Source organism: Pseudomonas sp. WS 5079 (assembly GCF_012985465.1).
Classification (GTDB): domain Bacteria; phylum Pseudomonadota; class Gammaproteobacteria; order Pseudomonadales; family Pseudomonadaceae; genus Aquipseudomonas.
The window spans coordinates 24,714-35,284 of record NZ_JAAQWN010000019.1; the positions used below are offsets into that span (position 1 = coordinate 24,714).

The window sequence follows — 10,571 nt, forward strand, 5'->3', positions numbered from 1 at the left end:
GTCGCGGATTATAGCGAAGACTGCCGCCATGCACACCCGCTGTCTGGCCCAGTGGTCTTTCGTGGAACGCAGGTGTGTGCCAAACTCATCGGCTTTCGGGCTTGCCTAACAGGATTTATGCTCCCTTTGTCACCCAGTTTGCTACCCAGTCTCGCCGCCGCACTTTTGTATGCCGCTGCGACCCTCTATCAGGGCACCCGCCTGGCCCAACGCGCCAGGGCGGACAAACGCCTGCTGGCCGGCCTCGGCGTGCTCGCCCTGGTGGCCCACGCTGCCAGCCTGTTCACCCACCTGATGACGCCAGTGGGCCTGGGCCTGGATTTTTTCAGCGCCGCCAGCCTGATTGCCGCCGCGGTCATCGCCTTGACGCTGCTGGCCTGCGCGCGGATCCCGGTGGAAAACCTGCTGTTGCTGCTCTTTCCCCTGGGCATGCTGACGGTGCTGCTGGCACAATTCGCCCCCACCGGCACGGTGCAGGTAATTGATGAAGAGCCGGGCATCCTCGCGCACATCCTGTTGTCGATCCTGGCCTACGGCATGTTTACCATCGCCGTGTTCCAGGCATTGCTGCTGCTCTTGCAGGACCACCAGCTCAAGCACAAGCACCCTTCCGGGCTGATCAAGAACTTCCCGCCGCTGCAGACCATGGAAAGCCTGCTGTTCGGCTTTCTCTGGGCCGGCTGGACGCTGCTGTCGCTGTCGCTGATTTCCGGCTGGCTGTTCGTCGAGAACCTGTTCGCCCAGCACCTGGTGCACAAGACCCTGCTGGCATGCCTGGCCTGGGTGGTGTTCAGCGTACTGCTGTGGGGCCGCAATCGCCTGGGTTGGCGTGGGCACAAGGCAATCCGCTGGACCCTGGCCGGTTTCTGCCTGCTGATGCTGGCGTATTTCGGCAGCAAGCTGGTTCGCGAATTCATCCTGCATATCTGACGGGCAGCGATTATGGACAATTTGCCCCTGGAGCCGATGCTCGCCGTAGTCGCGCTGCTGGTCTTGTGGTCAGCGCTGTTTACCGCCATCGAAGCCGCCCAGCACCATTTGCTGGCCCTGCGCCCCGGTACACGCCAGGGCGACAAGGCCGCCGCCCGCCTCAGCTTCCCGCGCAATAGCCTGATCCTGTGCAATACCTTATGCCGCGCGGTGGTAGTGATTCTCTGCACCCTGCTGGCGCTTCATGCCTGGGCCGAAAACGGTCCCTGGCTCGGCTGGGTGATCTCCAGCGGGCTGCTGCTGGTGCTGGCCGATTACCTGCCGCGCACCCTCGCCACCCGCTACCCGCAGGCGGTGCTGGGGTTTGGCAATACGCTGCTGGGCGTGCCGCTGAAGATCCTCTACCCCTTGGCCTGGGTGCTCAATGGCCTCAGCCTGCTGTTGTTGCGCCCTTTCGCACGCAAGTCCGGGATCGTCAAGAAAAGCGACGAGCCACAGAGCGACCCGTCCGACGAGCAAGCGTCAGACGCGAACGATGACCCGACGTCAGGCATGCCGGGCATCCACGCCCTGGACAACATCACCGTCAATGACATCCTGGTGCCGCGCAGCGAAGTGGATGGCATTAACCTCGACGACCCTATCGAAGAGATCATCGAACAACTGCGCACCTCCCAGCGCACGCGGCTGCCGGTGTTCCACAGTGATATCAACCAGGTCGAGGCGGTGCTCAACACCCGGCAGATCCAGCACCTGCTGCCCGACGCCAGCCTGACCAAGGACGCCCTGCTCGCGGCCTGCCACGAGCCGTACTTCGTCCCGGAAAGCACGCCGCTGCAACTGCAACTGCTGAATTTCCACAAACAACAACGCCGCCTGGGCATGGTGGTGGACGAGTACGGTGAGGTGCTGGGCATCGTCACCCTGGAAGATATCCTGGAAGAGATCGTCGGCGAATTCGAAAGCGAGCAGAGCCTGGACAACCCGCTGATCCAGCCCCAACCAGACGGCCGCTACGTGATTGACGGCGCCGTATCGATCCGCGAACTGAACAAATGCCTGGGCTGGCACCTGCCCAGCGACGGCCCCAAGACCCTCAACGGCTTGGTGACCGAAGCGCTGGAGACCATTCCCGATTGCGCGGTGTGCGTGAAGATCGGCCGTTATCGCCTGGAAATCCTCGAAACTGAAGACAACCGGGTGAGCAAGGTGTTGATCTGGCATATCGGCTCAGCGCCGATTGCTACCTAAATCCGAGAGCAGGCTTGTGTGGGAGCGGGCTTGCCCGCGATAGCATCACCTCAGTGTCACTGATACACCATCGCGGGCGAGCCCACATTTGATCTTTCCAGCCCCAAAGACCGCGCTCCAGCCCTTGTTTGCAGCGCAAACCCCTTCCTATAATCAACCCCGCTTACCCAAGCCCCGCCCGACCGCGTGCTACCCGCACTGAGCGTGTCCAGGCACCGCGTCATCGTGTCTGACCGGTACTCGCTCCCATCCCGAGCCGACTCCGCGCACTGCCCTGATCCATGGGTGCAAGACCAATAATAATCCGCGCCAAAGGCGCAATGACCATCAGGGATACCTCAATGAGCACCACCTATAACGAGGCCGCTCCCGCCGCCCCGACCAACTCGACCAGCCGCGTCGCGACCGCGAGCATCATCGGCACCGCCATCGAGTTCTACGACTTCTATATCTACGCCACGGCCGCCGCGCTGGTGATCGGCCCGGTGTTCTTCCCGCAGAGCTCCGGCACCGCGCAGATGCTGGCGGCGTTCCTGACCTTCGGTATCGCGTTCATCGCCCGCCCCCTGGGCTCGGCGCTGTTCGGCCATTTCGGTGACCGGATCGGGCGCAAGTCGACGCTGGTCGCCTCATTGCTGCTGATGGGCGTGTGTACCACCCTGATCGGCCTGTTGCCGGGTTACGACAGCATCGGCGCCTGGGCACCGATCCTGCTGTGCGTGCTGCGTTTCGGCCAGGGCCTTGGCCTGGGTGGGGAATGGGGCGGCGCCGCACTGCTGGCCACCGAGAACGCGCCCAAGGGCAAGCGCGCCTGGTTCGGCATGTTCCCGCAACTGGGGCCTTCCATTGGCTTTTTGGCGGCCAACGGGCTGTTCCTGATCCTGGCGATGAACCTGGACGATGAGCAATTTCGCAGCTGGGGCTGGCGCATTCCGTTCCTGCTCAGCGCCGCGCTGGTGATGGTGGGCCTGTATGCGCGCCTCAAACTGCACGAAACCCCAGTGTTCGCCAACGCCGTGGCCAAGGAAAAACCGGTGAAAGTGCCGCTGGTCGAGCTGTTCAGCCAGCATTGGTTGCAGGTGCTGCTGGGCGCGGCGGCGATGGTGGTGTGCTATGCGCTGTTCTACATCACCACGGCGTTTTCCCTGAGTTACGGCGTGAGCACCCTGGGCTACAGCCGCGAAACCTTCCTCGCCCTGCTGTGCTTTGCCGTGCTGTTCATGGGCGCGGCCACCCCGCTGGCAGCCCTGGCCAGCGACCGTTATGGGCGCAAACCGGTGCTGATCGTCGGTGCGGTGCTGGCGATTCTTTCAGGGTTCACCATGGAACCGTTGCTGACCCATGGCTCGACCTGGGCGGTGGCGCTGTTCCTGTGCCTGGAACTGTTCCTGATGGGCGTGACCTTTGCGCCGATGGGGGCGCTGTTGCCGGAACTGTTTCCGACACGCGTGCGTTATACCGGGGCGTCGGCGGCGTATAACCTGGGCGGGATCGTTGGCGCTTCGGCCGCACCGTTTTTCGCGACCAAACTGGTGGCGATGGGTGGGCTGAGTTATGTCGGCGGGTATGTGTCGGCGGCAGCGTTGCTTAGCTTGATTGCGGTGCTGTGCCTGAAAGAGACGCGGGATAACGATTTGAATAAAGTCGCCTGATAGACCGCTATCGCGGGCAAGCCCGCTCCCACATGTGCAATGCATTCCAATGTGGGAGCGGGCTTGCCCGCGATGCTTTTACAGCTCTACAACCACCGCCTGGGAAGCACGGGTAGCCTTGGCCCGGGCAGCCTCGATCGACTCATCCCGCGCCAGCGCCACGCCCATGCGGCGCTGGCCATTCACTTCTGGCTTGCCGAACAGACGCAATGCCGTGTCCGGCTCGCTCAGGGCCGCGCCGAGGTTGGCGAACGCTGTCTGGGTCGACTGCCCTTCCACCAGGATCACCGCCGAAGCCGAAGGCCCGAACTGGCGGATCAACGGAATCGGCAAGCCCAGGATCGCCCGCGCATGCAGGGCAAACTGCGACAAGTCCTGAGAAATCAAGGTCACCAGGCCAGTGTCGTGGGGGCGCGGCGAGACTTCGCTGAACCACACCTGGTCGCCCTTGATAAACAGCTCGACACCAAACAGGCCACGGCCACCCAGGGCCTCGGTCACGGCTTTGGCGACGCGCTCGGATTCAGCCAGGGCCGCCGGGCTCATGGCCTGGGGCTGCCACGACTCCTGATAGTCACCCTTCTCCTGACGATGGCCCACAGGCGCGCAGAAGGTGGTGCCACCCACGTGACGCACGGTCAGCAGGGTGATTTCGTAATCAAAGTCGATAAACCCTTCGATGATCACCCGGCCCTTGCCGGCGCGGCCGCCTTCCTGGGCGTAGTCCCAGGCTTTCTGCACGTCATCGACGCTGCGCAACAGGCTTTGGCCCTTGCCCGACGAACTCATCACCGGCTTGACCACGCACGGGAAGCCCAGGTCTTCGACGGCCTTGCGATAGTCTTCCACGGTGTCGGCGAAGTGGTACGGCGAAGTCGGCAGGTCCAGCTCTTCAGCGGCCAGGCGGCGAATGCCTTCACGGTTCATGGTCAACAGCGCCGCGCGGGCGGTGGGGATCACGGTAAAGCCTTCAGCCTCCAGCTCCACCAGGGTGCCGGTGGCAATGGCTTCGATTTCCGGGACGATGAAGTGCGGTTTTTCCGCCTCGATCACCGCACGCAGGGCCGCGCCGTCGAGCATGTTGATCACGTGGCTGCGATGCGCCACCTGCATGGCCGGCGCGTTGGCGTAGCGATCCACGGCAATCACTTCAACGCCCAGGCGTTGCAGTTCGATTACCACTTCCTTGCCCAGCTCACCGCAGCCACACATCAATACGCGGGTCGCGGTTGGCGACAATGGAGTTCCGATTCGGGTCATCTCAGGTCCTCAGGGGAGCGGATCAGGGGGAGAAAGGCCGGCATTTTACATGAACGGCGGGCATTGGCCTCAGTTAGCGACACGCTGGCGCCGCAAACGCCAGGCCATGGCCAGCCACACCACGGTGACCCCGGCAAATTTCGAGGCCAGGGCGGTGCCGACCACAGCGGGCGTCAACGCGCCGATCAGGCCAAAAAAGATAAAGGTATCGAGGGGAATGCTCAGTGCCGAACTTATCCACAGCCGGTCGTGCAATGGGCGCTTGGTGATGCTGAAGACCAGCCAGTCGATGCACTCGGACACCGCGAACGCCGTGGCGCTGGCCAGGGCGATGGACGGATCGGAGGTGATATAGGACAGCGCCAGCGCCGCGAGCATGGCGATGATCGCCCCGTGGCCGAAGCGCGTTTGCACCATGTCCCGCAGGATAAACACCAGGCCACCCCAGGCGGACCAGATGACATCCAGGTGCGGGGCGGTGGAAAAGGCGAAGTTGATCAGCACGACGCTGCTGATATAGGCGATCAGGAAGAGCATGGGGCGAGGGACCTGTGGGCAAGGGGCACAGGGTACTGCACATTTGGAAATATGTCGTCTGGGCGGGTCTCATCGCGGGCAAGCCCGCTCCCACCTGTTGAAATGCATTCCAATGTGGGAGCTGGCTTGCCTGCGATAGCGGTGGTTCAGGCGCCAGACTTTCCGGGAATCATCCACAACACCCCACTGGCCTTCGCCCGCTCATGACACAGCCCCAGCACCACCCGGCGCTCGGCGTTGTCCATGCGGCTCCAACGGGTGATTTCGTCGACATTGCGCTGGCAACCGGTGCAGATATCGTCGTCATCCAGGGCACAAATACTCACGCAGGGCGAGGCGACGGGGCGTTCAACCGGGTTCATTCCGGCTGCTCGAGCAGATCACGGGCATAGCGCTGGGCGTTGTGCACATAGTGCGCAGCGCTGGCTTCAAGCATCCTCTTCTGCTGCTCGGTCAACTCCCGTACCACCTTGCCAGGCGAGCCCATGACCAGCGAGCCATCGGGGATTTCCTTGCCCTCGCCGATCAACGAATTGGCGCCGATGATGCAGTGCCGGCCAATCTTGGCGCCGTTGAGGATCACCGCATTGATGCCAATCAGGCTGTAGTCGCCGACGGTGCAGCCATGCAGCATGGCGTTATGCCCAACCGTCACACCGGTGCCCAGGGTCAGCGGGTAGCCCATGTCGGTGTGCATCACGCTGCCGTCCTGCACGTTGCTGTTCTTGCCGATCAGGATCAGCTCGTTGTCGCCACGCAACACCGCGTTGAACCAGACGTTGGCGCCCTCCTCGAGCTTGACCTTGCCTACCAGCGTGGCATTGGGAGCCACCCAGCTGTGTGGATGGGTCTCGACACGGGCATCGCCCAGGCGGTATTTCATGGTCTTCCCTCACGGCTTGCCATTCAAACGATGGCTTAAGTATTGATAAAGCTTTTCGGCGGACGGTGCAGGCTGATGTCGGCATCGTCATAGAGCAGGTTGATCAACTCGACGATCATGATCGCCGTCAGGCCCCAGATCTTGTATTCACCAAACCGATAGCTGGGCACATACCAACTGCGGCCCTGGTAATCGATGCGATGGGTGTGCTCGCGCGGGTCCTGGCGGAAAAACTCCAGGGGCACGCTGAACACGGCGGCAATCTCGGCGTCGTTGGCCAGGTACTCGACGTAATCGGGGATCACCCCCACATAGGGGGTCACGCGGATGCCGTGCAGGGAGATCAGGGGGCTCAAGGGCCCGATCACTTCCACCAGGCCCGGTGGCAGGCCGATTTCTTCTTCGGCCTCGCGCAACGCGGTGAACACCAGGTCGGGGTCTTCGGGGTCGCGGCGCCCACCCGGGAACGCCACTTCGCCGCCATGGGTCGACAGGCCGCTGGCACGCAGGGTCAGGATCAGCTCGGGTTCGTCACTGCGGGTAATCGGCACCAGCACCGCGGCCTCGGGGAAACGTCCGTCAGTTTCCAGCGTGCGTGGCGTGTGATTGCTTACCCGGCGAAGTAGCTCGTCCAGCATGAGTCATCTCGATCTGTTGGCTACCTTGCATCATGCACCAAAGCGTACGGGTGCCCAACCCCAAAACCCCGGCGGTGTCGCTAAACGACAACTTGCAGGCCACTGCCCTGCACGCCAAGATAGGCGCAGTCCCCAGGAACCCAAGCATGAACTTCTGCAGCCAGTGCGGTAAACCGGTCACCCAGCGCATTCCCGAAGGCGATACACGCCTGCGTTATGTGTGCGACCACTGTCAGACCATTCACTATCAGAATCCCAATATCGTCGCCGGCACCCTGCCCGTCTGGGGCAATCAGGTGCTGTTATGCCGGCGCGCCATCGAGCCGCGCCTGGGCTACTGGACCCTGCCTGCAGGCTTTATGGAAAACGGCGAGACCGTCGAACAGGGCGCCCTGCGCGAAACCCTGGAGGAGGCCTGCGCCAGGGTGCGCAACCTGAGTATCTACACGCTGATCGACGTACCGCACATCAGCCAGGTGCATATCTTCTACCGCGCCGAACTGGTCGACCTGGACTTTGCCGCCGGCCCCGAGAGCCTGGAAGTCCGACTGTTCGATGAAGCGGACATCCCTTGGTCCGAGCTGGCTTTCCGCACGGTCAGGCGTACCTTAGAATGCTTTTTTGCCGACCGTCGGCAACAGGTGTTTCCCGTGCGCAGCGAATCGGTGCCACCCTTGACTCAGCCTGCACAATAACAATCGAAGGTCACCTTCAAAGGGATATCGCTTCAATGCGTTGGTTGCTTGCTCTGCTCTGCCTGTCGTTCGCCACGCTGTCGTGCGCCACCACCCTGCAAACCCTGGGCGGTAAACCCGTCGAGAAGATCCTGGTACTCAAGTCCGCGCACCAGTTGCAACTGATCAACGATGGCAAACCGCTGAAGACCTACCGCATTTCCCTGGGCAAGAACCCCAAGGGCCACAAGCTGATCGAAGGCGACCGCCGCACGCCAGAAGGCTTCTACTGGATCGACTGGCGCAAGACCAGCGACCGCTTCAACCTGTCGATGCATATCTCCTACCCCAATATCAGCGATGCCGCCCGCGCCCGCCGCGAAGGGGTCAAGCCCGGCAGCATGATCATGATCCACGGCACGCCAGACAGTGAGGAATACCCGGAACAGTGGTTCCACACCCTGGACTGGACCGACGGCTGCATCGGCATGCGCAATGTCGACATGCGCGAAGTGTGGAACCTGGTCAAGGACGGCACGATGATCGAGATCCGTCCGTAACCTCGACCGTTGGTAAAATAATTCAAAAAAAATCTACCTCTCCTACAGCCCCTGTCGATGAATACCATTTCACCGACAGGGGCTGCGTCTTTCTGCGCGCGATAAAGACCTCTCTAATACCACTTGATACCAGGCACCTTTAGGGTGCCTGTAAACAGGCATGTGCCCGCTTTTGGCGGCATTGACATGGTATTTAAGTGGTATTAATTTCCGGCCATTACCGGGCGACAACACTCCAATAACGCATCGGAAACCCTACAGATGAATCCCATCCAGACCCTGCGTCCTGACGATCGGCAATCCACGCCGCTGTACCTGCAACTGGCCCGCAATCTCGAAGCGGCTATCCATGCCGGCCAGTGGAAATCCGAGCAGGCCTTGCCCTCCGAGCGCGTACTCAGCGAGCAGTTGAGCATCTCCCGGGTAACCGCCCGCAAAGCCCTGGAAGTGTTGTTCGCCCAAGGCCTGATCCGCCGCAGCCAGGGCTCTGGCACGTTTATCACGCCACGCCTGGAACAGCCGCTGTCGCGCCTCTCGGGGTTCAGCGAGATGTTGCGGCTCAAGGGGTTTGCCCCCAGTTCGCAATGGCTGGTGCGCGAAATCACCCCGCCGACCCATGAAGAGCTGATCCGCCTGTGCCTGTCGCCCACCGACAAAGTGGCGCGGCTCAAACGCCTGCGCAAGGCGGATGACACCGTGATGGCCATCGAAATGAGCGCCCTGCCCGCCTCGATCATTCCCAACCCCCAGGCCATCGGCAGTTCGCTCTACGAATACTTGGAAGGCATCGGCAAACCGGTGGTGCGAGCCCTGCAGCATATCCAGGCCATCAACGCCTCGGACGAGTTCGCCGCCCTGGTGGGCATCGCCCCCGGCACCGCCATGCTGCTGATGACTCGGGTCGGCTACACCGCCGACAACACGCCAATCGAGATCACCGACACCTACTGCCGCAACGACTACTACGACTTTGTCGCAGAGCTGCGTCGCTATGACTTTGCCGCTGAACTGCGGCCCTAGAGAACTGCCATGTCCGAAGACAATATCCTCACGCCCCACGGCTGGATTCGCGGCCGCCTGGTGCACCACGAAGGCAAGGTCAGCGCCGTCGAAGGCGTGCCTTGCGACCCGGCCGACAATGACCTGCCCTACCTGCTGCCGGGTTTTATCGACCTGCATGTGCACGGCGGCGGCGGCAAGGACATCATGGAAGGCAGCAGCGCCTTCGAGACCATCACCCGCACCCATGTGCGCTTCGGCACCACCTCGCTGCTGGCCACTACCATGACTGCGCCGGTCGAGGAAATCTCCCGGGTACTCGGCGAACTCGGCCAGTTCTGCGAACGGCGCCCAGCCGGCAGCGCCCGGGTGCTGGGCGTGCATCTGGAAGGCCCCTACATCAACCCAGGAAAACTCGGCGCACAGCCCAACTTCGCCCACACCGCATTGATGGCCGAGGTCGAGGAGTACCTGCGCCTGGCACCGATCCGGGTGATCACGATTGCCCCGGAAATCGCCGGGCATGACGCTTTGATCCGTGCCCTCAGCCAGCGCGGCGTGCGCATGCAGATCGGCCATACCCTGGGCAGCTATGAAGAAGGCGTCGCTGCGCTGGCGGCCGGCGCCACCAGCTTCACCCACCTGTACAACGCCATGAGCCCGCTGCATCACCGCGAGCCGGGCATCGTCGGCGCCGCCCTGGCCCACGCGCAATACGCCGAGCTGATCCCGGACCTGTTGCACGTGCACCCCGGGGCCATGCGCGTGGCCCTGCGTTCGATTCCCTGCCTGTACTGCGTCACCGACTCCACCGCCGCGGCAGGCATGCCCGACGGCGAATACAAGCTGGGCAGCCACACCGTGACCAAATGCCTGGGCGGCGTACGCCTGGCCGACGGCACCCTGGCCGGCAGCACCCTGACCATGGATCAGGCGCTGCGCAACCTGGTGAAGATCGGCCTGCCCATCAGCGAAGCCTCACAGCGCCTGTCGCAATTTCCTGCGGATTACCTGGGCCTGGAACAACGCGGCCGCCTGCAACCGGGCAGCTTTGCCGACTGCGTGCGCCTGGACCGCTCCCTGCACCTCACCGACGTAATGGTCGAAGGAGAAACCATTGACTTCAAAAATGCTTGAAGAGGCCCTGTCCTCCTGTGAGGCCGTCGCGGCCCAACTGCAATGCCTCG

Annotated in this window: 12 protein-coding genes; 7 read left to right on the forward strand and 5 right to left on the reverse strand. The window is 62.6% G+C overall.

All coding sequences use genetic code 11. From position 1 onward, the window contains the following. Positions 1 to 126 precede the first annotated feature (126 nt). The 3 genes from ccsA to HBO05_RS28450 all read left to right on the forward strand — a co-directional run bounded on the left by ccsA (position 127) and on the right by HBO05_RS28450 (position 3,833). On the forward strand, positions 127 to 930 hold the full coding sequence (ccsA, locus tag HBO05_RS28440) for a cytochrome c biogenesis protein CcsA (protein ID WP_169866826.1): 804 nt from the start codon (positions 127 to 129) through the stop codon (positions 928 to 930). A 12-nt stretch (positions 931 to 942) separates the two neighbouring features. Next, a complete protein-coding gene (locus tag HBO05_RS28445; protein ID WP_169956633.1) occupies positions 943 to 2,181 on the forward strand; it encodes a transporter associated domain-containing protein in 1,239 nt (412 codons plus the stop codon). A 341-nt stretch (positions 2,182 to 2,522) separates the two neighbouring features. Then, positions 2,523 to 3,833, forward strand: a complete 1,311-nt coding sequence (locus HBO05_RS28450) for an MFS transporter (protein ID WP_169878379.1) — start codon at positions 2,523 to 2,525, stop codon at positions 3,831 to 3,833. 78 nt (positions 3,834 to 3,911) lie between these two features. On the opposite strand, the gene purT is transcribed toward HBO05_RS28450, so the two are convergent. From purT to HBO05_RS28475, 5 genes are all read right to left on the reverse strand, one after another. Continuing rightward, positions 3,912 to 5,093 carry a formate-dependent phosphoribosylglycinamide formyltransferase gene (gene purT / locus HBO05_RS28455; protein ID WP_076962107.1) on the reverse strand — a complete coding sequence of 394 codons (1,182 nt, stop codon included), beginning with the start codon at positions 5,091 to 5,093 and terminating at the stop codon, positions 3,912 to 3,914. Between the two features lie 69 nt (positions 5,094 to 5,162). Next, positions 5,163 to 5,630: a VUT family protein gene (locus HBO05_RS28460; protein ID WP_169956637.1), complete on the reverse strand. Its 468-nt coding sequence runs from the start codon at positions 5,628 to 5,630 to the stop codon at positions 5,163 to 5,165. A gap of 146 nt (positions 5,631 to 5,776) precedes the next feature. Next, complete coding sequence (locus HBO05_RS28465) at positions 5,777 to 5,992, reverse strand: DUF1289 domain-containing protein (RefSeq protein ID WP_057437987.1); 216 nt, start codon at positions 5,990 to 5,992, stop codon at positions 5,777 to 5,779. Then, positions 5,989 to 6,513 carry a gamma carbonic anhydrase family protein gene (locus HBO05_RS28470; RefSeq protein WP_172314941.1) on the reverse strand — a complete coding sequence of 175 codons (525 nt, stop codon included), beginning with the start codon at positions 6,511 to 6,513 and terminating at the stop codon, positions 5,989 to 5,991. The genes HBO05_RS28465 and HBO05_RS28470 overlap by 4 nt, the downstream gene beginning before the upstream one ends. 35 nt (positions 6,514 to 6,548) lie before the next feature. Continuing rightward, positions 6,549 to 7,151 carry a CoA pyrophosphatase gene (locus tag HBO05_RS28475; protein WP_029296164.1) on the reverse strand — a complete coding sequence of 201 codons (603 nt, stop codon included), beginning with the start codon at positions 7,149 to 7,151 and terminating at the stop codon, positions 6,549 to 6,551. 146 nt (positions 7,152 to 7,297) lie between these two features. Between HBO05_RS28475 and HBO05_RS28480 the strand changes: the two genes are divergently transcribed. From HBO05_RS28480 to nagA, 4 genes are all read left to right on the forward strand, one after another. Further along, complete coding sequence (locus HBO05_RS28480) at positions 7,298 to 7,846, forward strand: NUDIX hydrolase (protein WP_169956641.1); 549 nt, start codon at positions 7,298 to 7,300, stop codon at positions 7,844 to 7,846. Between the two features lie 35 nt (positions 7,847 to 7,881). Then, positions 7,882 to 8,385: a L,D-transpeptidase family protein gene (locus HBO05_RS28485; protein ID WP_169956643.1), complete on the forward strand. Its 504-nt coding sequence runs from the start codon at positions 7,882 to 7,884 to the stop codon at positions 8,383 to 8,385. A 261-nt stretch (positions 8,386 to 8,646) separates the two neighbouring features. After that, positions 8,647 to 9,405 carry a GntR family transcriptional regulator gene (locus tag HBO05_RS28490; RefSeq protein ID WP_172314943.1) on the forward strand — a complete coding sequence of 253 codons (759 nt, stop codon included), beginning with the start codon at positions 8,647 to 8,649 and terminating at the stop codon, positions 9,403 to 9,405. A gap of 9 nt (positions 9,406 to 9,414) precedes the next feature. Then, the gene (nagA, locus tag HBO05_RS28495) at positions 9,415 to 10,521 is read left to right on the forward strand and encodes an N-acetylglucosamine-6-phosphate deacetylase (protein WP_170042955.1); all 1,107 of its coding nucleotides are present in this window, start codon (positions 9,415 to 9,417) and stop codon (positions 10,519 to 10,521) included. Positions 10,522 to 10,571: the final 50 nt, after the last annotated feature.

What these genes read in the sequence shown, in the direction of transcription:
- HBO05_RS28445 (WP_169956633.1), top strand. Translation starts at nt 943, where the DNA reads ATGGACAATTTGCCCCTGGAGCCGATGCTCGCCGTAGTCGCGCTGCTG.
- HBO05_RS28450 (WP_169878379.1), top strand. Translation starts at nt 2,523, where the DNA reads ATGAGCACCACCTATAACGAGGCCGCTCCCGCCGCCCCGACCAACTCG.
- purT (WP_076962107.1), bottom strand. Translation starts at nt 5,093, where the DNA reads ATGACCCGAATCGGAACTCCATTGTCGCCAACCGCGACCCGCGTATTG.
- HBO05_RS28460 (WP_169956637.1), bottom strand. Translation starts at nt 5,630, where the DNA reads ATGCTCTTCCTGATCGCCTATATCAGCAGCGTCGTGCTGATCAACTTC.
- HBO05_RS28465 (WP_057437987.1), bottom strand. Translation starts at nt 5,992, where the DNA reads ATGAACCCGGTTGAACGCCCCGTCGCCTCGCCCTGCGTGAGTATTTGT.
- HBO05_RS28470 (WP_172314941.1), bottom strand. Translation starts at nt 6,513, where the DNA reads ATGAAATACCGCCTGGGCGATGCCCGTGTCGAGACCCATCCACACAGC.
- HBO05_RS28475 (WP_029296164.1), bottom strand. Translation starts at nt 7,151, where the DNA reads ATGCTGGACGAGCTACTTCGCCGGGTAAGCAATCACACGCCACGCACG.
- HBO05_RS28480 (WP_169956641.1), top strand. Translation starts at nt 7,298, where the DNA reads ATGAACTTCTGCAGCCAGTGCGGTAAACCGGTCACCCAGCGCATTCCC.
- HBO05_RS28485 (WP_169956643.1), top strand. Translation starts at nt 7,882, where the DNA reads ATGCGTTGGTTGCTTGCTCTGCTCTGCCTGTCGTTCGCCACGCTGTCG.
- HBO05_RS28490 (WP_172314943.1), top strand. Translation starts at nt 8,647, where the DNA reads ATGAATCCCATCCAGACCCTGCGTCCTGACGATCGGCAATCCACGCCG.
- nagA (WP_170042955.1), top strand. Translation starts at nt 9,415, where the DNA reads ATGTCCGAAGACAATATCCTCACGCCCCACGGCTGGATTCGCGGCCGC.